Here is a 21,708-nt window from a genome sequence, read left to right on the forward strand (position 1 = left end):
TTGTTGTCAATTTTTAATTTTCCCTTTATAAAATTATTTTTTTCGCATAACCGCTTTCTTGCTTCGCATATAGTTTTAATGATGACAAAGGAGGAATGTTCATGTCTCAACCTGAAATCGAAAAATATGGACAAGAAGTTACGCAATACGAACAGCTCGCACGTTACTATCAGTTTCGTAATCCTAAAAAATATATAGAATTATATATGAAATATTGCGATGCACTATCGAAACTTGTACAGGCGTATGAAACAAGGGATTCACAAGAAGCTGCTTTACCGTCACATATAAGAATTTTTCATGCCGATCCAAATATACCGGCGGTTGACATTTTAGTAAACGGACAAAAGATTATTAAAAATATTTCATTTAAGCAATTCAGCCCTTATTTATCATTAGTACAAGGTAAATACCGTATAGATATTGTACCCGTCGGAAATGAAACTCCAATCTTTTCAGCATTGGTACCAATAATGGGAAATCATACTTATACTCTTGCTGCAATAAACAGTGATAATCACCTACAATTACAACCTATACTTGATAATACACATTTACCAGCTGGTCAAGCCAAAATACGCTTTGCACATTTCTCTCCAGATACCCCTGTTGTAAATGTAGATTTAAAAGATGGGGATCATTTATTTGAAAATGTACTCTTTAAACAAATAACAGATTTTTTGCAAGTTAGCCCCGGTACAGCAGATATTGAAATTTCACTCGCAGATAATAAAAACGTTTTATTGACTATACCGAAATTCAATGTTGAACCAAATGTTATTTATACAATTTCAATAGCAGGTTATTCAAATAAAGATCCTAAATTAGAAGCAGTTATACTTACAAATTAAAACAGTCTACACCATTCATTTGGTGTAGACTGTTTATTTTTGAAATGCAATTTGAAATTCTGTCCAATCGTTATCTGATCGACACATAATGGACCCATTATGTTTTTCCACAATTTGTTTACATACAAATAATCCAATACCTGTTCCTAACTTTTTAGTAGTTACAAATGGTTCAAAAATCGTTTCTACATTTTCAGCTGGAATCATTGGCCCATTATTTTTTATCACAATTCGAATAGCTTGATCTTCTTCAAATACATCAATGATAATTTTCCGTTCTTCTTTCATTGATTCAAGAGCATCAATTGAATTCATTAATATGTTTAAAAATACTTGTCTCACTTCACTTCGATAGCCAACAAGCGGAATTGGATACGGTAAATTCTTTTCAATCGAAACATTCGCATTGACCAAACTCGGATATAAGAATTGTATAATGTCTTGAAACAAGTCATTAAGCCAAAACCGTTCCGATTCATTCCACATTTCTTTTTTCGATACGAGTAAAAATTGCGAAATACGAAAATTTAATTGATCTAATTCATGCGAAATAATATCTAAATACGATAAACTCGGATGATCTGCCTTTAATAATTTGACAAATCCCATAATGGAAGTAAGCGGATTACGAAATTCATGTACAAAACTAGCTGACATTTGCCCTAAAATCGTCAGCCTTTCTTTATGTGTTTCGTTAATATATTGCTGTTTTTCCTCTAAATTCTTCGATATAATTTCCGAGTATTTTAAAACGGTATAATAAATTAATTTGTCAAAACAAGTATGTATTTTTGCCATAATTGGTTTCAATTCACGAGCACTAACATCTAATTCACACATCGCTTCGAAAAGTTCATTTCTTCCCACGTTTGCGTTATAGACAAAATCTCCAATATTCGCATCTGCTCCAGCACGTTCAATAGCAATTTTCTCGCATAACGGTTGAAGATAAGTTATATCTTTATCTTCCATAGTAAGTTCGATAATTAACTCTAGTAAATCCTCTCCATTTTGAACTACTTCTAGTTTAAATGGATCTTTTTCGGAAATTATCATTTTGTTTTTCCAGTTCTCTACGAATTGGTGCCTATTGTTTTTCAAGTGTGAACAAAATATTTCTTTAATATCCTTATCGATTGGAAAAACCTCCATTCCCTCCATTTCCATACGACGAATACCCTTTATATTTTGAATATTAACACAAAAAATACGATTCGTTAATAGATTTTTGTCACATTTTGTTAATTTCTGTTGATAAAATTAATTTTTTCTTTCTTATTTAACTAATTGTATTCACATACCCTTTTTCCTTCACATATTTTCATTATTTCCGTAGTCAAAATGACTTTTTTTGCATCATTTTTAATTCTTGCGTACAATAGAAAATGAAAGGTGTGAAAAATATGGTAAATAAAAATGTGGAAGATTATCTCCAAGAAGGCATTTACGGCCAAAAGCAAAGCAAACCAGAAGAACGTAATATGTATTTAACTACATTACGTGAGCGTGTAGAAATCGCTTTAACAATCGGTCAAGTAATGCAAAGTAATGTATATTCTGAAGTGGCAAGTAGTATGCGCCCTTCTCAATCATTACAAATATTCCTAAATGGTGGCATTGCTTACTCACATTTATCAAAATACATTAAATTAGCAAATGAAAAAAATGTTCCCTTTACAATTGTACAAAATAAAGGAACAGAAACACCAATTGGTTTAGTACTATCTCATAGCACCGCTGTAGATAAAGAGCATATTTATGTAGAAGATACTATTTTTAAACAAGAAATGAAGTAAAAGGTACACTTAATTAAATAGTAACTAGAAACGTAAAAAACACTAAAAAAACGAGTATGGAATCGTAAACATTTTCCTACTCGTTTTTTAGTGCAATGTTTAAGTTCTATATGCTTTATTTTTTAATACATACTAATTTCATTTCTGTCATTTCTTCTATTGCATATTTAATTCCTTCACGCCCCGTGCCACTTTCTTTCACACCACCATAAGGCATATGATCTACTCTGAACGTTGGAATATCATTAATCATGACACCACCAACCTCTAACTCATCGATTGCACGCATTGCTTTAAATAAATTATTTGTAAATACTCCTGCCTGTAAGCCGTAACGCGAATTATTTACTTGCTCAATCGCTTCATCAAATTCTTTAAATGTATTTACTGTCATGAGTGGACCGAATACTTCTTGACACTGCACTGATACATGATCTGGAACATTTGTTAATACAGTCGGTTCAAAGATTCTTGCATCCCGCTTCTTACCACCGCATAAAACAGTTGCTCCTTCCTCAATTGCTTCTTGAACCCACATATCAATTCGCTCTACATCTTTTTTTGAAATTAAAGCTGATACATCCGTTTCTTCAAGCAGTGGATCCCCAACAACAACTGATTCCATCGCTTTCTTTAGCTTCGAATGAAATTCATGCTTTTTCGTTTCATGTACAAAAACACGTTGTACTGAAATACAAACTTGCCCATTATTAACAAATGCTCCCCATTTTACACGTTCAACTATTTCATCTGTTAACTCTACATCTTCATCAATAATAACAGCAGCATTTGATCCTAGTTCTAACGTAACTCGTTTTAACCCAGCCTTTTGTTTTATTCCGATTCCAACTTTTGGACTTCCGGTAAAAGTAATAGAAGCAACATAATCATTTTTAACGATTGCCTCACCAACCGTGGAGCCAGGACCAGAAATGATATTTAAAGCTCCATTTGGCAATCCTGCCTCTTCAAATAACTCAACTAATGCATAAGATGATAATGGCGTTTGATCAGCTGGCTTTAACACAACTGTATTTCCGGCAGCAATTGCAGGTCCAACTTTATGCGCAACTAAATTTAATGGGAAATTAAATGGGGTAATAGCCCCTATAACCCCAATCGGCTTTCGGATTGTATATGCAATACGCCCATCCGCACCAGGTGCGGCGTCTAATGGCAATGTCTCACCATATATACGCTTCGCTTCTTCAGCTGCAAATTTGTACGTTTGAACAGTACGATCTACTTCTCCCCTTGCAGCACGTATTGGTTTTGCAGCTTCTTTTGCAATAATCTCTGCAAATTCTTCTCTTCTTTCATCCATTTTTTGTGCAACCTTCTCTAAAATAGTCGCTCGATCATATGCAGATAATTTATTCATTTTTGTCATTGCATTTTTTGCAGCAGTAACAGCCTCTTTTACATCTTCTTCCGTTCCTTGTGCAATTTCTGCTAATGTTTCTTCAGAATATGGTGCGTATAATGGTTTATACGTGTTTACAGATTTCCAATCTCCGTTTATATATAAATGCTTTTTCATACTTCTTCTCCTTCCAAATATATGTATACAACAATACTTCACCTAGTGAAAGGTCTGACTTATGTCATTGTATCATAGCCCCTATTCCTCAAAAAACATTATGCTCAAAAAAACTCTGCTATATAGCAGAGTTTACGAGCTAATTTGCTCTTGTAACGAAATTTGTTTTTCATCTTCTAAAATAACAATCGATTCTACTATCTTTGTAACTTCTAATCTTTTTATATAATGTCCATCTAATTCTTTCACACAAAACTTATAATTTTCAATTTCAATGAAATCCTCTTCAGCAATCTCTATATTCTTCGTTAAAATCCAACCACCGATTGTATCAACACCATCATCATCAATCCCTAAACCAAATAACGTATTCACTTCACTAACAAGTACTTTTCCCTCTAGTATCGTCTTCGTTTCACTAACTTGTTGAATTTCTGGCTGCTCATCCGTATCAAACTCATCCTGAATATCTCCAACAATTTCTTCCAAAATATCTTCAACAGTAACAAGTCCAGATGTCCCACCATATTCATCTATCAATATAGCAATATGTGTTCTTTCTTTTTGCATTTTTAAAAACAAATCATGAATTGGAATAGAATCGATAACTAAAATAATTGGTCTCATATATTGCTCTACTGTATTCTTATTAACAGCTTTATGTTGTACAAACTCAGTAAAAATATCTTTAAAATTCACAAAACCTATTACGTGGTCTTTGTCGCCATCAACAACTGGATACCTTGTATATTTTTCGCGAGACATTTTTTGCAAAGCTTCTTCAGCGGGCATTTCTTTACTTATAATATTCATTTCAGTTCGAGGTACCATTATTTCTTTTGCAATCCGATCATCAAATTCAAAAATTTTATTTACATATTTATATTCAGATTGATTAATCTCACCATTTTTATAACTTTCTGAAACTAACAACCGTAATTCTTCTTCTGAATGAACCTCATCATGCCCCTTCGGCGGTTTCAGCCCTAGCAGCTTCGTAATGATTCGAGCTGAACCATTTAATAGCCAAATGAATGGGAATGCAATACGATAAAAGAAAATTAACGGCTTAGAAACAAGCAAACTCACTTGTTCAGATTTTTGAATTGCAAATGTTTTTGGGGCCAATTCCCCTATTACAACATGTAAAAAAGTAATTAACAAAAATACTAAAGTTACAGCAAAAATGTCTGCTAGTTGAGTAGAGATATTCCAATTTGCAAAAAGCGTATCAAACATTTGCTTTAACGCAGGTTTACCAAACCACCCAATTCCTAAAGCTGTAACAGTAATTCCTAGCTGACAAGCAGATAAATATTCGTCTAAGTTTGTAATGACTGTTTTGACCGATGTTGCACGATTATTTCCTTCTGCAATTAAATAGTCAATTCGTGAACTTCTCACTTTAACAATTGCAAATTCTGCTGCAACGAAAAATGCCGTTAAGGCAATTAAAACAATCACTATACTTATACTATATATGTCCAAATACTTTTCCTTACTTACATTGTAAGCAAGGAAGCCACCTCCTACTTAATTTTATTCAAGTGAAGTAAGCATTCTAATACTCTAACAAAATTCTACATTAGCAACCACCTTTTTATATATTATATGCATACATAAAAAAGATATTTATCATTATGATAATCTAATTCATTTACACTAGTCAAATTATTCTAAATGTTACGATAAAACATTTTTATTTAAACAAACTATTCTTCTTAACTCAATTTCGTGAAAAAACACTTTCTTTGCCGATTCCACACTTCTTTTGTCGCACTAGAAGGGAACTTACTTCATAGCTCGAAATCATTCAACAGGATATATATAGGAGGGATTATTTTGGAATATAAAACACCATTTATCGCAAAAAAATTAGGTGTTAGCCCAAAGGCTGTTGTCCGGATCGCGCAACAATTAAATCTTACGATAGAAAAAAATAAATATGGTCACTTTATTTTCACACAAGATGATGTCGATCAAATGTTAGAACACCATCTATTTCAAATAGAGCAGTCTCAAAATTCTCAACCTACTCAAAAGACTTCCTCAAATGAGGTTGAAGAATTAAAAACTCAAGTCAATACAATTGTTCAAAACATATCATCGAATGATTTTGAACAATTAGCTGATCAATTAAACACTATTACGAGAAGACTCGATCGAATGGAAGAACAAATGCAAGATAAGGCAAATGATGTCGTCACGTACCAACTTTTACAACACCGTCGTGAAATGGAGGAAATGTTAGAGCGAATTCAAAAGTTAGAAGCTGCCCTAACGAAAGAAGAACCCATTTATATTACTCCTGATTCAAAACCAACATACGAACGAGAAAAGAAACCTAAGCGCCGCAAAATGATTTTTAGTATATTTGGATTATAATTTTTAGACCCTTATTAAAATAATAAGGGTCTTTTTTAATGAAGAGTTATATCCTATAAAAATATTATTCTCTTTATTATACATATTCACTTCGTTTTATTTTGTTAACATAATATTTTTACTGTATTCTGCAATTAATGCCTGTGCATGAGCATTCCCTTGAATCACATCACGAAATTCTTTTAAAGAATATAAATGCGTAACCCCTTTTCGAGCATGAATTCTTACTGGTACACCTTGTAAAGTATCATGAAACTGAAATGGATTATCTATCGGTTCAATTGGAAAACCGAGTGTAAGTAAATACATATACATTCTTTTTGTTACTGCTGCAATGTACCATTCAGCTTTTGTTTCTAACGCATGTATAAATAAAATAGCTGTTAGCCTTTTAAAATGTCCTCTCCCACGAGACGTTTTCGAAATACTTAACTTGCCTATTTCATACACATTCTTCAAATCTTTTACTAAATCATTTTTAGAAAACGGATAGAAAAACTCAGAATTTGATTGTTCAGGTACCGTATACTTAATACATTCTACTGTACCAATAGGATGTTCATCTTCTATTAATAAAAATCGTGATGGATTTAAATTACGTTCTACGAACATTAAGTTTCTTTCTTCACAAAAATCTCCCCATAGTTGCTCGAACCCAAAATGTTCTTCCTTTGTTTGAACACGCTGGAACATATTTAACCGCCTTTCCCATCGTCGCTCTGTTTTTGATAACGCTTTCACTATCTATCATATAAGAACAAATCTTCGTATGCAACTAAAAATATTTATGACTTATTATATTCTGCAAAATGAATTAGATTCCAATTTAATCGACTTTTATCCCGCGCTCACATTCCTTTTAATAACACATTTGTATCACTTTTTAAATCTAAATTACAATATGTTTCTTTCCATACAGCATATAATTCTTCTTAATCTAAAAAAATCCTTTATGAAAAAGGATTTCTTTTACTTCTCAATGCTTTTTAACCACTTTTCAAAAATTTGTACCATCCCATGTTTTCCAGCTAATTTCTCTTCCCCTTGTTTCGTCTTATATGGATATAACTGCAAGAAAACACCGCATCCAGACTCAATTTTTTTACTATGCATATGGCTTCCTGGATATACACAAATGACTTCATAAATTGACCTTCGATAATAGACTCGCTTTCCATCCTGTTCTTCTACATACTTTATAGACCAATACTTATACATTTGCTCAGTTGCTTTCGTATTTCCAACGTGCTGAAAAATATTGTACATTGGACTATACTTCACTTCAATAATAATAGAAGATTTATATACGTATTTCCCATCTTCTTTTACATAACAGTCTAAGCGAATATCTGGCTTCTTCGTATCCTCACCATTGTAAAAATTACTCCCTTTACTTAATGCAATAAGAGGATGTGTTTCAATTAAGTCATTAAATGCGACATGCACCTTTATATCATCTCGTTGTAAAACTACTGTCGTTCCATCTTGTAATCCATCTACATAAAAATGTTCTTGTATTTGTTCACGAATGGAATTTCTAGCCTCAAAACCAATTTGCTCTAAAATTGAAATAACGATAAAAAAAGCGTAATATTCATACACTAAAAACGTTGGCTTATTAACAAATAATAACGATGGAGATTGATCCGTATATTGCGGGAGTACTTCTAAATGATGTAGTAATTGTTGATGTGGTATCGGTAAATCATGTAAGTTCATGTTACTCGTTTCAGTAACTTCCCTCCAAAACGAGGAGTGCATTAATATTTGAAAGTATTGTACATTTTCATGAACAATATGCGCCAATATTTTATATTCTTGTATTTTCATTGAGCTCTTTCGTAAATCAGCTTCTTTTAGTAAATGTATATTTTTATATTTTTGCTTCTCTCTATCGGTTACTGATCCATTACGCTCAATTGTTTGTATAATCGTTTTTACGGCTTGAAACTCTTCTGATTTTTTCTTTTTCTCTCTTTCTAATATTTCAATTGTTTGACGTAAAAAACTTTTAGCTTCAATTAAATAATGATGAAATTGCATCGCTTTATATTTAAGAAATGCATTTTCCTTACTATTTTTTTGTTCCATAAACTTACGATTATAATGTTTTGCATAAGGTTTTCTTTCTGCCACTATCGTTCCTTTTCTTGTTGGCTTTCTCTCTTTTCCTTCCCATTTATATGCATTTATAAATTTTGAGCTTGATTCTATTTTCTTAAAGATTTGCTTTATCATCTTCATTTTTTGGGGTAACTTTCTAAGCAACACTAAATAAGAAGAATCCTCAATATCGCTAAGTGCAGAGAAAGTCTTTTTATAATAACCTCTATCCAAAATCAACTCATTTAAAATTGACTTCACATAGTCTTGAATCATTTCAAATTGATCATCAAAAAAGTTTTTCGGTACGATTTGAAAAGCGCCATAATACGTTGTATCTTCTATACGCACTTCAAAATGGTATAAACCACAGCGCCATGGATAAAAGAATTCTGTTTTCCCATGCTCATATATTAATACTCTTTGTTTTTTTTCATTTATTTCATATTGAGCCTCTTTTATATTTTTCTGTCCCTCATATACTTTATTCCATATAAAAGTAATATTCATTGGAATTTCATAATTGTACTGCAATCTAATTGGTTTTAATTCTTGTACTTTATAAATACATTGAACTAATGCTGTAGTAGATGTACAAAGACGATTCAATAAAATATAATCTCCTTTCCCCTCATTTCCAATGATTAACTTTAATACAAAAGGGAGCGTTTCATTCGTATCAACGATTTTTGTTTCGTAACGCCCTTCATTTTGCATATCCATACAGCTCCAGTTCCCTACGTTTTTCTCGTATATATGCTAAAGAGTGTTCAAATGTAGATACTCTGTTTGCAAGTGCAGATTGCAAAAGAGGTACTAAGATCGCTCCCCTTTTTGCTTCTTCAGAAAGTAAAGAACCAACCATCATTTCGGTCCCTCTAATTTTCGTCAATACACGCTGCTTTATTTGTAAATCAAACCCCTCTTCTCTACTGATCATATAGGTATGGTTATTTTGGAACGGTATGTTTTGCAAATAAGTCGCAATTGCATTTGCACATCGGAAAGAAATTCCCTTAGACGCATCATGTGATGACAATACGACATGCAACTTATCTAATAGCTCTAATTCTTCTTCAGAAAACACTTCAATCATCGCTTTATTTCTCATCCAATTTATCCGAAATTCTCCTGCTGTTACTTTCAAAGGTGGGTGTAATACGACTTTCCCCTGTTCCATGCCCATCTCACAAAACGGAATTTTCTGTAACGTTATTAGGTTCGTTCGGTCTAATAATCGATCAGAGAGCTCTTTCGTTGTTTCATCAAAATTCACAGTACCTACAAATATAATATTTTCTCCAATTTCAATTGTTGACGGAATTGAATTCTCTATGTCCTGTACACCCTCATACAAGTTTAAAATACGATTTTTTGTTTCAAGTTGAAGAACAGATAGAAACGGAGTAAACCAATGCTCAATATGAGACATGTTCATTTCATCAAAAACGATTATATACAGTTGATTTGGATTTTCTTTCGCCTTCATTAACGTCCTAACTAACTTCGTTTCACTTTCAATAAAAGTACCATTTGGATGAAGGTAACCAAGTAAATCATGTGGTTCTTGATACGATGGCGAAATTGGAATCCAAACCAATTCTTCTCCATACTGTAATCCTAATGCTTCTGCATAAGTTTGCACAAAACGCGATTTCCCAACGCCCGGTATACCACCAAGAATTGTTAACATATTTGTTTTTACACTTATATGGAAATTATAAATATCCGTTTCATCCAAATATAGCCCTTTATTACGCACCATACTTTGTACATACTGTAAAAAGGACGATTCACGCTCATCCCATTCCCATTCATCTTTTTGCACTTTTATATCTTCTACTTCAACTAGCTTACCTTCTTCATGCATTCGTTTCTTTAATTGCTCATACACATGATCACTTACAAAATACAATTGATCTTCTACCGCTATTTCTACATACTTCGTCCAATCACTGCAGTTTATATATTTACATTCCCGATTCTGTTCAAAATATGCGATTGAGCTAATTGATGACTTTAAGGATATGTTTCCATACAGTCTTCCATCGTGCCACAATAATTCAGGAGGCTCAAAGTCCTTCGGAAATTTAGGCATTAGGAATGATAAATAACCGTTGCTAAGTTTTCGTTCTAAAGACTCTCTTTTTTTATTATTTGTAACTTTAGGTGCCGGAATCATTTTATAGCTACTTGCTATTTCTTTCGGTTCTTCTGTACATATTAACTCCACGTATACATTTCCTCTTTCATAATAAAGACGAAACATCACTAATTGCTTTTCTAATTTTCTCTTCTTTAATTCCGAAAAGATTTTTTCATTCTTTTTATTGCTACATAACCCTTCAAATACATATGGTTCATTTGCAAATTGTTCCTGTAAAGTGAATGGTATTGGCGATAAGCATTGTACAAAGAAATTCTCTCCACTCTTCTCTTTTTCAGCTTTTGTAAATTTCCCTAAAAATCTCATATAGTACATTCGTTTTATAAAACTTGGCTGAAGAGCTTTATGTAATTTCACCTTAGTCACCTTCTTTTTTCATACTATTCTTAGTGTATGAAAGAAACGAAAAACTAGAAATAAAAAACCTGACGTTATCCGCCAGGTTCAAAATTAAAACGTATATTAATGAGAAGGAAATGCTTTTTTCTCTTGTAAAATTGCATTATGAGCAATTTTCATTTTAGCAAGTACGTAACGTAATCGATCTTCAGCGTTTTCATCTTTACTTTTTTGCAATTCCGCCAAATTTTCAACAGAACTAGCTAAATTCTCAATGACTCCTCTCAGTTCAGGATGATGATTAAAAAAAGATTCTTGCACTAATACTTTCCTTAACTCACTAGCTAAATCAATTATTCTAGACAACTGTTCTTTTTCTTCCATTCTCATCCCTCCTGAATATCTTATGTAGTAAATATTCTCTAAACAAAGAAAAAAGCCCTTTAAATGAAAAGGACTTTTTACATTTTTATATTTCCAGTTAATAACATATACAGTGATGTGATAGCCGCAATAATAATTGCCCACATCACATATTTCTCTGCACCTGCAAAGCAACGGTTCCCTTGTTCTTTTCTTGCAAACGTGTAAACAATAATTCCAATTCCATACACAATTGAAACGAGTAGTAAATTCTTTAAACCAGCTGCGTAAAGAAGCCATACAGAGTAAATAGAAGCAATTAAAGCTAACGCTCCGTTTTTTAATTTAGCGTCTTTTAGCTCGTTTGTAATGACTAATTTAAATTGGAATAACGCTGATAATAAATATGGTAATAAAATTGATGTTGATGCAATGAAATACATAATTTGATATGTTGATTCTGAAAACAGAACGATGATAAATATAATTTGGGCAACACCATTTGAAATCCATAATGCCATGTGCGGTGTTTGCTTTTTATTTGTTTTCGTAAAAACTTTAGGAAATACGCCATCTTTTCCTGCTACATGAGAAATTTCAGAAACAAGTAAAAACCAGCCAATTAATGTACCGACAAGTGAAGCAACTAACCCGATGTTAATCGCAACTGCACCCCATGGACCAACAACATGCTCTAATACATGTCCCATTGACGGAGTTTCTAACACAGAAAGTTCGCTTCTTGTCATCGCTCCCATTGACAGAACAGAAATTAAAATATAAATGGACATTACTAAAATAAGTCCCATTACTGTTGCCTTACCAACATCTCGGCTATTCTTCGCTCTTCCGGATAATACAACCGCTCCTTCAACTCCAATGAAAACCCAAAGTGTTACAAGCATTGTATTTTTCACTTGACCAAGTATAGCGGAAAGTGAGAGCGTTCCTTCTCCCCAAAAATCATGTGTAAATGTATCCCAGCGAAAGGCTGTTACCATTACAACAATAAATAATACGATTGGAACCAATTTCCCTATCGTTGCAATAACATTCATAATAGAAGCTTCACGGATTCCAAATAAAATTAGAAAATGAAGTGTCCATAATAAAAGTGATGCCCCAACGATAGACGCAACATTATTTCCTCCTTTGAAAATTGGAAAGAAATAACCTAATGTACTAAACAGTAACATAATTGTTGCGACATTACCTAAGATTCCTGCTAGCCAATATCCCCAAGCACTATTAAATCCAATATATTCACCGAAACCAGCACGTGCATAACTATAAATTCCACCTTCAAGTTCCGGTTTTTGTCTTGCTAACGTTTGATATACGAGCGCAAGTGGAATCATTCCCATCGCTGTAATACACCAGCCAATTATTATTGCGCCACTGTTTGCTCCTACTGCTAAATCATGCGGTAAACTAAAAACACCGCCACCAACCATTGTTCCAACTACTAATGCGATTAACGGAAAAAATCCTAACTTCTTTTCTATTTGTACCACCCCATCTGTCATTCTAGGTGTTATGTTCGTTCAACTATTAAAGTCACCTTTTTCTCTAATAGACGTTTCTCTTATATTTTTTCAGGAAAACATTACTTATTCTAAAAGAAAATGAGCAAAAATGGAATACTTTTTTGAAAAAATGTATAAGTATGCACAAAAAAACCGCTCATTTTGTAATGAACGGTCATTTCAAACATATAAATTTGTATATTTCTTGTAAATTTAACGAAGTAATTTCTCTTTTTGTAAAAATTGTTTTGCGACTTCTTCACTATTTTTACCATTTACGTTAACTTCATAATTCATTTTTCGCATTTCTTCATCTGTAATCTTTCCAGATAATTTATTTAATACCTTTTCAAGTTCAGGATATTTCTTTAACGTTTCTTTTCTTAATAATGGTGCTCCTTGATAAGGTGGGAATAACCCTTTATCATCTTTTAGCACTTTTAGTCCGTATTGCTCCAATTCACTATCTGTTGAATATGCATCGATTACGTTAACATCTCCAGATTGAATTGCGCTATAACGCAACTTCGGCTCCATCGTTTTAATATTTGAAAACTTATAGTTATATAATTTTTGCATTCCTTTATAACCGTCTTCACGATCAGCAAACTCTAATGTAAATCCTACTTTAGCATTTTGTGCAATATTTCCCAAATCAGAAATTGTATTTATATTATTTTGATCTGCTATTTTTTTCGGCATAGCTAGTGCATATGTATTGTTATACTCCATTGGCTTCAACATAACCATATTATATTTCTTTTCCATTCCAACGCGAGCCTGATCATATACTTCATCACGATTTGTGCTCTTTGGTTCTTCTTTCACGAAAGTAGATAATGCTGTTCCTGAAAATTCTGGGTATATATCTACTTCCCCTGATTTCAACGCTTCAAATACAAATGCTGTTTTTCCAAGACCTGGTTTTAATTGTACGTGTAAATCGGTATCTTGTTCAATAAGCTGCTTATACATTTGAATTAAAATTTCAGGTTCTGATCCAAGTTTGCCCGCAATAACAATATCTTTCTTTTCTGTACTCCAAAGAAATGGAGAAGCAATCATTACTACAACTATACATATCGTCAATATAACACGCTTAGAAGAGCGTTTCGGTCGTTCAAGTATGCGAAGTACTATATCAAAGAATAAAGCGAGTAACGCGGCTGGTACGGCCCCTAAAATGATAAGTGCATGATCATTTCGATCTATACCTAATAATATAAGCTTACCTAGCCCACCAGCACCAATGAGAGCTGCTAATGTAGCCGTTCCAACAATCAATACCATCGCTGTACGAATACCGGCCATAATGATAGGCAATGCAAGAGGAAGTTCTACCTTCCACAACCTTCTCCAACTATTCATCCCCATAGCTCTCGCCGCTTCTATTAGTGATTCATCTAATTCCCTTATTCCTGTATATGTATTACGTAAAATAGGTAATAGTGCATACACAACTAATGCGATAATCGCTGGAAGTTTTCCAATTCCTACTAACGGAATTAATAGTCCAAGTAATGCAAGTGATGGCACTGTCTGCATTACTGCAGAAGTTCCTATTATAAATTCAGCCATTCGTTCTTTTCTTGTTAATAAAATGCCAAGTGGCACCGCTATAATTACTGCAAAAAATAATGAAATAAGCGATATTTGTAAATGCTCACTTAATGCAGTTAGTAATTCTATTTTTCGTTCTTGGAACGTTTGTATAAAATTAGTCACTGTTTAGCCTCTTTCCTTCATTTGTTCAACAATGTAATTGACAATATGACGACTTGTTAACGCTCCAATATATTGACCATTTTCTTCAACTAGAACGACCTCCTCATCACGCACACGAACTAACGCTTCTTGTAAAGAAGCATGTAATGATAGTGCCTGCCCTTCTAATTGCACACTTTCGTCAAGCGGCAATACATCTGCTACACTTTTCCCCTCATACCAAGTTCGTCCACGATTTCCAATGAACTCCTCTACAAATTCATTTTTCGGATTATGTATAATTCCTTCTGGTGTATCAAGTTGAACAACTTTTCCTTCTTTCATAATACAAATGCGATCTCCAAGTGATAATGCTTCTTGCATATCATGTGTTACGAACACGATTGTTTTTTGAATCTTTTTTTGCAACTGTACAATATCCTTCTGAAGCTGTTCCCTACTTAACGGATCTAGCGCACTAAATGGTTCATCCATAAGAACGATTTTCGGGTTTGCGGCTAATGCTCGCACGACACCGACACGTTGTTTTTGTCCTCCTGATAATTCATCAGGCATACGATCTCGATATATATCCGGATCTAATCCAACCATATGTAACAAGTCATCGACGCGTGCTTTTATGTCCTTTTTGCTCCATTGCCTCATTTCAGGAACAACTGCAATATTTTCAGCGATTGTCATATGAGGAAATAAAGCAATCTGTTGCAACACGTATCCTATATCCCAACGTAATTCGTTTATATTATATTGTTGAATATCTTTTCCATCGATTAAAATCGACCCTTCAGTCGTTTCGATTAAACGATTAATCATCTTCATTGTCGTTGTTTTCCCACAACCACTCGGACCGATGAGAACGAAAAATTCTCCCTTTTTAATTTCTAAATGCAATGAATCCACTGCTTTCGTGCCATCTTCATACGATTTTGACACATGATTAAATTGAATCACAAACACAACTCCTTTACTGTTGTTTCCTTTATTTTGATGGAATATGGCATTCATTTCAAATGATACGCTTTTAAATTAAAAAAGAGCTCGCATTTGAGCTCTAACGGTCGAACAATATTGTTTTCATAATAGCAGCATATTCGCGAACATACATTTTTCTCTTAGAACGCATTGGCGTTTCAGCAGCTAGTGCCTCCATCTTCATGCCTAAACGCTTTGCAATTATTTTTGTTCGATATAAATGATACGTATTACTTACAACTACCGCATGTTTCACATTATATAAATCCATACTAAATTTTAAGTTTTCATACGTATTTGTAGATTGATCTTCTATTAAAATACGACTCTCATCTATACCGTGTACCATTAAATAATTTCTCATGCTGTGAGCTTCCGGTATATCTTCATCTTCTCCTTGACCACCTGAAACAATTACTTTCGCTTCAGGATGGGAAAATAAATACTCCAACGCTACATCCAAACGATTTTGAAGAGATAAAGACGGTCTATCTCCAAATAACTTTGCACCCAGTATAAGAACGTACGGAGAGTGATAGCTCAACTTTTCACGAGTAACTTTGTTCATTCGAAAGGTCATATAAAGGATGTATAGTGGCGGTAATAATAAAATCATAAGAAAGATCCATTTGTTCATAAATAAGTATTCACTCCCTTTCTTGTTATTATATAGAAAAAGAAAGGGAGGCAGAAGTGTTTTTTCAAACGATTGATTTATTAGAAACATGCGCCGCTACTTTACGTTGTGATAGTACATAATAAATAGCGATTCCTAATGAGAAGATCAATATGCAACTTAATACGTAAAACGGCAGCATGACTCCGACTTTAGATACACCCGCTGTAAACAACATTAATAATAAAATTCGTATTCCAGTACCAATTAGGCGAAATAAGCTGTCTACACGTCCCATTACTTCATTTGGAATTTCCTCCATCATCAATACATTTCTCGCCACTCTTGTACCCGCATTTCCAACTGCATGAAAAATTGCAAGTCCATATAAGAAAATTACGGAAGGTTCAATAATCATTACGGTAATTGAAATTACATAAATGAACATCGTCATAACGATTGAAACTTCTGTTTTTACATATTTCATTATGAGTGGAATACAGATTCCTGCAACAACCGCTCCAACACCGTACATCATCCCCTCTATTGCGTATACAGAGGCATTGGCTTTAAGTATATCCGAAATATAAACTGGTATTAAATAATTTGCCATCATAACACCTATAAACGGCATATAAGTGGCCAGTAAGAACCAAAAGAGCTTAGGACGTTTTTTCATAAAGTGAATTCCTTCAAACAATTGCTTCTTAAATGTTATTTTTCTTTTCACTTCTTTTTTCTTTACGTACGGTATACATAAGAAAAGAAAAAATGCTCCAGCAAAAGTTAACATGTCTACTAACAAAATCCACTTCAAAGATACAATTTCAATTAAGAAGCTCGCGGCCGCTCCAGAAATAACTTGTGTTAACTGTCCTTGTATTTCCATCGTTCCACTTAAACTTTTATAATGTTCCGCTTGAAATATCTCTTGGTTGAACGCAAATATTGTAGGATAAAATAATAAATAATAGAATGATCCGGCTATATAAATAAGAATATAGTGAATAGAATAATAAGGTTGCCCCGCAAATCCCCATATAACCATTATTCCAATTACGGCAATTCCGATTCCTTCGTTACATAGCAATAAAGATTTTCTTGAAAAACGATCAATACTTTGCCCAATGAATGGTGTTAATAAAAACATAATGAGGGTTGCAATGATAGAAACATAACCAAACGTTGTCTCTCCTCCACTCTCTTTAATTAACAGCCACGGAATCGTTATCATAACAATTCCGGAACCAATAGCAGATAGACTATTGGCCCCTAGAATGTAATACAAGCGAGAATCATGATAAAGTGAGGACATATCACTCCACTCCTAGTTGCTTTTTCACCTCTTTATATACGCTCATATATGCTTTTAATTCTTTAACTACATCATGAATTAATGGTTTGGCATCTTCCCCAAGTTCACCATCTTGCACATGTAATCCATCAAGCACAACTTGTTTTGGAATGGCATTTGCATAAACACCTCTAGCGACCGTTCGCATGCTGTTTAATGCATTTATTCCACCTTTACCGCCACCAGCAACCGCTAACAACGCAACTGGTTTATGAATAAATTCACTACTACTTAAGTAATCTAAAGAGTTTTTCAGCGCACCGCTCATCGCATTATGATATTCTGGTGTACATAATACAACCCCATCCGCAGCTTTCACTAACGTTTTCAATTTTTTTACTGCCTCTAAATCACGTTGTGACTCTTCTCCATTGTATAAAGGTAACTCCTCAATTGCTAAATCATATAATTCTCCTTCAAATTGATCCGCAATATATTTTGCCACCACGCGAGTTCTACCAAATTTTCTTGGTGTACCGTTAATAACGACTAGTTTCATGATTATTTCTCCCCTTTGTTTTCAAGTTCTACTTATATATTATCAGAAATTTCTATACAAAACACAATATAAAGAGTTAACTTGTTTCATAAAATAGTATGATAAACAAAAAAGAACTCATACTTTCGTATGAGTTTCGCACAATTACTTCGTTTCATCTCTCAGACTCAATGTACCTAAACTTTCATTTGCTTCAAAATGATTATATGCTTTTCCCGCTAATTTTTTCCGTTCTTCTGGTAATTCTATATATTTCATTACGTTTTCAATTATTTTTTCGTACGGAGTAAATACAATTCCCGGCCACTCTACCTCATCTTCTGGATTACTATTTTCGGAAATAATAAATTTCTTATTTGCGACTGCATAAGACACGCGAGGTGTTTCAAGAATTCCTGATAAGTAAAAATGAATATTTAATATAATTTTAGCTCTAGCAATCAATTCATTTCTAACAATTCCCCACGCATTATTTTTAAAAACTATATTTAAATTTGGGGCAATCGCTTTTAGATGATCAAAAATAGCTTGCCGCCTCGGATTAAGAGCACCTATAAACAGAATATCAATATCTTCAGTAATGTCATCTTCAAATGCATCTTTTTTTATTTCCAAAGTTGGAGCATAGTTCATTTTTACATGTTTTATTTCTTTTCCTACCCCTTTTTGTTTTAGCCATTCTATATTTTGTTTACTATAATCCCAAATCACTCTATCTTTTAATAATATTAAATAAAGGGGGTGCGCATATGGACTTCCTTCGTATAGCTGTTCTAAATTATAAATAATTGCATCTTTCGGAAGAAGATTCGGGTTATATGCGTATGTATGTGCTCCAAAAACAACTGTATTCTTTACATTTTCCAGTATTGTTTCTGATATAATTACTGTATTTCCCTCCTGCTCCAACCGCCACTTTAAAGCTCGCGCAACATCTATGAAACTACCGTATGTCTTTGGGCATATAAAAAGACAATAATCATATTCTTTATTCAAATAAGCTTCCATTAATTTTAAATTATTTTTATATAAATCTACATCCGGATGTTTAAGTACTAACTCATTTGCATGTTTTCTTGCCACTTTATATAATCCAGCATAATAAGCAGCGATGCATCTTCTTAATTCGATTCTTTCACGATGTTCATCTAATACATCCATGTTTAAAAGAAGATTTGCGATACAATACGCTTTTAAATGATCACGATCATAATAATAGTCTAGTAGTGGCATCAATTCTTCATACGTATTTCCATGCACCGATTCTCCTAGTTCAATCGCCCATCGCATTAATTCCATGATTACTCCACTACTCCTTTAACCGAAAATGTATTTAATAAAATTTCGCATTATTCTCTACTATATTTGCTATATGAAATGGAATCTCTTCTTTAATCGATTCCAAATACTTTTGCGACACGGCCCCTAAATGTTTTTTATGAGGTATATAGAAAGCACTAATAGAAATTTCATAGTCAAATAAGTAATCATACACATGATAATCTACAAATAGAAGATCATCCTTTGGAAAAGGAATTTCCTTCCCTTGCAGAGCATACATCAAAGCAATATTGTTTTGAGATCGTAATCGATACAACCTTGCAAGTTGATATAATGGCTCAGCCCGAGTTGGTCTATATTCCCACGCTTTTTGAAAATAAAAAACAGCTAATGCTAAATATTGCTCTTCTTGCCCTTTAACATTTTCTATTTCATCAGCATCTGTCACTTCATTTTGTTTATTTGCTGAACGATTTGCTAACTGCTCATAACAAAATCCTATTCGCAATAACGAATAGAATACCTCTTCAACCCATCCCCCTGCTTCCACTCGTTTTTTATACCATTTAATCGAATCTTCAAATTGACTTAAATGAAAATAAGTCTGGGCTAAATAAAATAAATATCTTATATGCAAATCTGGCGTTGTTTCTGGGTCATTTATCCCCTGTAACAACAACCTCTCATCTCTTTCAAATTTATCAGCTTTACTCCCCCCATCTCCGGGATCATTCACGACAAGAGTCTCTAACCGATCTACCCTCGTATTGTAATTCGCTCCAACTTTTGAACGATCTATATCCCAATACTCATGAGTAACACCGACAGATTTCCATGGTAAAGAAGCTTTTAATAGACGTGTAAGCCAATATTTAATATGAACATCATATTGCAATGTAAGATAATGATCTTCCGTTAAGCTCGTTTTATCGAAATTCGGATCAACCTCTAAAATCATATCCGCATCTAATATTAATAAATAATCCGCTTCTGGATATGTTTTTTGCGCTAATGAAACTGCTAAGCTTCTGTTATAACCAAAGTTTTTAAACGGCTCATGATGAACTGTCCCAGGTATCTCATTTTCCTTACACCAATTCCCAATAATTTCAGGCGTATTATCCGTCGATCCAGTATCACAAATAGAAACATAATCTACAATTGATTTTGTTGCATTTAAACATCTTTCCATAATTCTAGACTCATTTTTGACGATCATACAAAGACATAACTTTTTTTCTTCCTTTACAGACTTCACTTGCTCATTTCCCATTTAACCACCTCATATTTTATTAACACGCTCTTCTCATATGTAACAACATTTTTTAGCTATACTGATGACATAAGCACCCTTTTACTATTTATGAAAACTTCATTTTATTTATTCTTACTTTTATGTTGGGACATATTTCATGCTTCGCTTTATATTTGATACAATCAATACAAAAAAAACATAATACGGGAATCCGTACATTTCAAAGTCTAAGAGGAGGTTATATTTTGTTGGATTACATTTGGCTAGATGACAAATCACCAATTTTAGAACAACTACCAAGAAACTTTAAATCTGCAGCTATATTGCTACATCCTTTTGTCCAAATGCCTTTAGGATGGGAAAAGTCTGTGAGAAAAAGACCATATGAGCACATCTATCCTAGCGCTGAAGAAATCATTCATAATGGGAAATCCGTTTCTTGGAAGGAAATGATGTCTTGTAGTGGATTACATTCATACGCAGACCTAGCAATGGCCATGTTGACTTCCATTAGTGCCTTTTCAGAAGAATATAAAAGAGAGGATTTAGCTGAAAAGCTACATTCAAACTTAAAAAAAGATTTTTATTATCCAACAGAAGATTATACGTCTATATTTTTATTACACAAATTACTTAAACTCCTCGGTTCTAGAGGTGCAAGAAATCTATATTTCTCTGAACCAATTCTTGATACAAACGGATTATTACAGGTAAATAATACTACTCCATTAGATATTTGGGACATTAGCAATAATGAGTTAATTATTACTGGCGAAGACAATGAGTATGCGTTTATGAGTATATACGATTCCTTTACAACCTTATTATTAGCTAAAGAAGAAAATATAGAATATATTGTTCAATCAATGAATGTTGAAGCTGTCATTTGTGACAAAAAAACGATGATTGATTGGTATTTGTAAATTAGTAATTTCT

18 protein-coding genes and 1 pseudogene are annotated in these 21,708 nt (G+C 33.3%); 4 read left to right on the forward strand and 15 right to left on the reverse strand.

All coding sequences use genetic code 11. The features are described 5' to 3' along the window. Positions 1–101: 101 nt before the first annotated feature. Positions 102–851, forward strand: a complete 750-nt coding sequence (locus RT27_RS14835) for a DUF4397 domain-containing protein (RefSeq protein WP_016081752.1) — start codon at positions 102–104, stop codon at positions 849–851. Positions 852–884: 33 nt separating this feature from the next. On the opposite strand, the gene RT27_RS14840 is transcribed toward RT27_RS14835, so the two are convergent. Then, complete coding sequence (locus RT27_RS14840) at positions 885–2,018, reverse strand: BA2291 family sporulation histidine kinase (protein WP_080117203.1); 1,134 nt, start codon at positions 2,016–2,018, stop codon at positions 885–887. A 236-nt stretch (positions 2,019–2,254) separates the two neighbouring features. Here RT27_RS14840 and RT27_RS14845 point away from each other — a divergent pair, with 236 nt between their 5' ends. After that, positions 2,255–2,647: a YueI family protein gene (locus RT27_RS14845; RefSeq protein ID WP_043936533.1), complete on the forward strand. Its 393-nt coding sequence runs from the start codon at positions 2,255–2,257 to the stop codon at positions 2,645–2,647. Positions 2,648–2,762: 115 nt separating this feature from the next. Here RT27_RS14845 and RT27_RS14850 read toward each other — a convergent pair whose 3' ends face one another. Both RT27_RS14850 and RT27_RS14855 read right to left on the reverse strand, forming a co-directional pair. After that, on the reverse strand, positions 2,763–4,187 hold the full coding sequence (locus RT27_RS14850; RefSeq protein ID WP_043936534.1) for an aldehyde dehydrogenase family protein: 1,425 nt from the start codon (positions 4,185–4,187) through the stop codon (positions 2,763–2,765). A 132-nt stretch (positions 4,188–4,319) separates the two neighbouring features. After that, positions 4,320–5,675 carry a hemolysin family protein gene (locus RT27_RS14855; protein ID WP_016081756.1) on the reverse strand — a complete coding sequence of 452 codons (1,356 nt, stop codon included), beginning with the start codon at positions 5,673–5,675 and terminating at the stop codon, positions 4,320–4,322. Between the two features lie 354 nt (positions 5,676–6,029). Between RT27_RS14855 and racA the strand changes: the two genes are divergently transcribed. Further along, on the forward strand, positions 6,030–6,572 hold the full coding sequence (gene racA, locus RT27_RS14860; protein WP_043936535.1) for a chromosome-anchoring protein RacA: 543 nt from the start codon (positions 6,030–6,032) through the stop codon (positions 6,570–6,572). A 96-nt stretch (positions 6,573–6,668) separates the two neighbouring features. Here the strand turns inward: racA and RT27_RS14865 are convergent, their stop codons facing one another. The 12 genes from RT27_RS14865 to RT27_RS14920 form a co-directional block, all read right to left on the reverse strand. After that, positions 6,669–7,265: a hypothetical protein gene (locus RT27_RS14865; protein ID WP_000487795.1), complete on the reverse strand. Its 597-nt coding sequence runs from the start codon at positions 7,263–7,265 to the stop codon at positions 6,669–6,671. 276 nt (positions 7,266–7,541) lie between these two features. After that, positions 7,542–9,392, reverse strand: a complete 1,851-nt coding sequence (locus RT27_RS14870; protein ID WP_029442230.1) for a hypothetical protein — start codon at positions 9,390–9,392, stop codon at positions 7,542–7,544. Next, positions 9,382–11,199 (reverse strand): AAA family ATPase, encoded by a 1,818-nt coding sequence (locus RT27_RS14875; protein WP_016081759.1) that lies wholly within the window; start codon positions 11,197–11,199, stop codon positions 9,382–9,384. The genes RT27_RS14870 and RT27_RS14875 overlap by 11 nt, the downstream gene beginning before the upstream one ends. Before the next feature lie 105 nt (positions 11,200–11,304). After that, on the reverse strand, positions 11,305–11,565 hold the full coding sequence (locus RT27_RS14880; RefSeq protein ID WP_000391447.1) for a hypothetical protein: 261 nt from the start codon (positions 11,563–11,565) through the stop codon (positions 11,305–11,307). Between the two features lie 77 nt (positions 11,566–11,642). Continuing rightward, on the reverse strand, positions 11,643–13,070 hold the full coding sequence (locus RT27_RS14885; protein ID WP_016081760.1) for a basic amino acid/polyamine antiporter: 1,428 nt from the start codon (positions 13,068–13,070) through the stop codon (positions 11,643–11,645). 213 nt (positions 13,071–13,283) lie between these two features. Then, the gene (locus RT27_RS14890; RefSeq protein WP_043936536.1) at positions 13,284–14,795 is read right to left on the reverse strand and encodes an ABC transporter permease/substrate-binding protein; all 1,512 of its coding nucleotides are present in this window, start codon (positions 14,793–14,795) and stop codon (positions 13,284–13,286) included. A 3-nt stretch (positions 14,796–14,798) separates the two neighbouring features. After that, entirely contained in the window at positions 14,799–15,746 is a 948-nt protein-coding gene (locus tag RT27_RS14895) for an ABC transporter ATP-binding protein (RefSeq protein ID WP_043936537.1), read from the reverse strand. A gap of 100 nt (positions 15,747–15,846) precedes the next feature. Beyond that, a complete protein-coding gene (locus RT27_RS14900) occupies positions 15,847–16,404 on the reverse strand; it encodes a YdcF family protein (protein WP_043936538.1) in 558 nt (185 codons plus the stop codon). A 64-nt stretch (positions 16,405–16,468) separates the two neighbouring features. Continuing rightward, on the reverse strand, positions 16,469–17,698 hold the full coding sequence (locus RT27_RS14905) for an MFS transporter (protein WP_043936539.1): 1,230 nt from the start codon (positions 17,696–17,698) through the stop codon (positions 16,469–16,471). Between the two features lies 1 nt (position 17,699). After that, positions 17,700–18,236, reverse strand: coding sequence for an NADPH-dependent FMN reductase (locus RT27_RS14910; RefSeq protein WP_000780355.1), 537 nt, complete (start codon positions 18,234–18,236; stop codon positions 17,700–17,702). Positions 18,237–18,380: 144 nt separating this feature from the next. Further along, positions 18,381–19,535, reverse strand: coding sequence for a hypothetical protein (locus RT27_RS14915; RefSeq protein ID WP_000422334.1), 1,155 nt, complete (start codon positions 19,533–19,535; stop codon positions 18,381–18,383). Between the two features lie 34 nt (positions 19,536–19,569). Next, positions 19,570–20,790, reverse strand: a complete 1,221-nt coding sequence (locus RT27_RS14920; protein ID WP_043936540.1) for a glycosyltransferase — start codon at positions 20,788–20,790, stop codon at positions 19,570–19,572. A 139-nt stretch (positions 20,791–20,929) separates the two neighbouring features. Here RT27_RS14920 and RT27_RS14925 point away from each other — a divergent pair. Beyond that, positions 20,930–21,695 (forward strand): annotated as a pseudogene (locus RT27_RS14925) (DUF2711 domain-containing protein). Positions 21,696–21,708: the final 13 nt, after the last annotated feature.

It is taken from the genome of Bacillus sp. L_1B0_5 (assembly GCF_000836715.1).
Taxonomy (GTDB): Bacteria; Bacillota; Bacilli; order Bacillales; family Bacillaceae_G; genus Bacillus_A; species Bacillus_A thuringiensis_S.

Bases quoted from the DNA above. Each gene is read 5' to 3' on its own strand.
- RT27_RS14920 (WP_043936540.1), bottom strand. From the start codon at position 20,790: ATGGGAAATGAGCAAGTGAAGTCTGTAAAGGAAGAAAAAAAGTTATGT.
- RT27_RS14835 (WP_016081752.1), top strand. From the start codon at position 102: ATGTCTCAACCTGAAATCGAAAAATATGGACAAGAAGTTACGCAATAC.
- RT27_RS14865 (WP_000487795.1), bottom strand. From the start codon at position 7,265: ATGTTCCAGCGTGTTCAAACAAAGGAAGAACATTTTGGGTTCGAGCAA.
- RT27_RS14885 (WP_016081760.1), bottom strand. From the start codon at position 13,070: ATGACAGATGGGGTGGTACAAATAGAAAAGAAGTTAGGATTTTTTCCG.
- RT27_RS14880 (WP_000391447.1), bottom strand. From the start codon at position 11,565: ATGGAAGAAAAAGAACAGTTGTCTAGAATAATTGATTTAGCTAGTGAG.
- RT27_RS14870 (WP_029442230.1), bottom strand. From the start codon at position 9,392: ATGCAAAATGAAGGGCGTTACGAAACAAAAATCGTTGATACGAATGAA.
- RT27_RS14915 (WP_000422334.1), bottom strand. From the start codon at position 19,535: ATGGAATTAATGCGATGGGCGATTGAACTAGGAGAATCGGTGCATGGA.
- RT27_RS14845 (WP_043936533.1), top strand. From the start codon at position 2,255: ATGGTAAATAAAAATGTGGAAGATTATCTCCAAGAAGGCATTTACGGC.
- RT27_RS14905 (WP_043936539.1), bottom strand. From the start codon at position 17,698: ATGTCCTCACTTTATCATGATTCTCGCTTGTATTACATTCTAGGGGCC.
- RT27_RS14900 (WP_043936538.1), bottom strand. From the start codon at position 16,404: ATGAACAAATGGATCTTTCTTATGATTTTATTATTACCGCCACTATAC.
- RT27_RS14910 (WP_000780355.1), bottom strand. From the start codon at position 18,236: ATGAAACTAGTCGTTATTAACGGTACACCAAGAAAATTTGGTAGAACT.
- RT27_RS14840 (WP_080117203.1), bottom strand. From the start codon at position 2,018: ATGGAAATGGAGGGAATGGAGGTTTTTCCAATCGATAAGGATATTAAA.
- RT27_RS14850 (WP_043936534.1), bottom strand. From the start codon at position 4,187: ATGAAAAAGCATTTATATATAAACGGAGATTGGAAATCTGTAAACACG.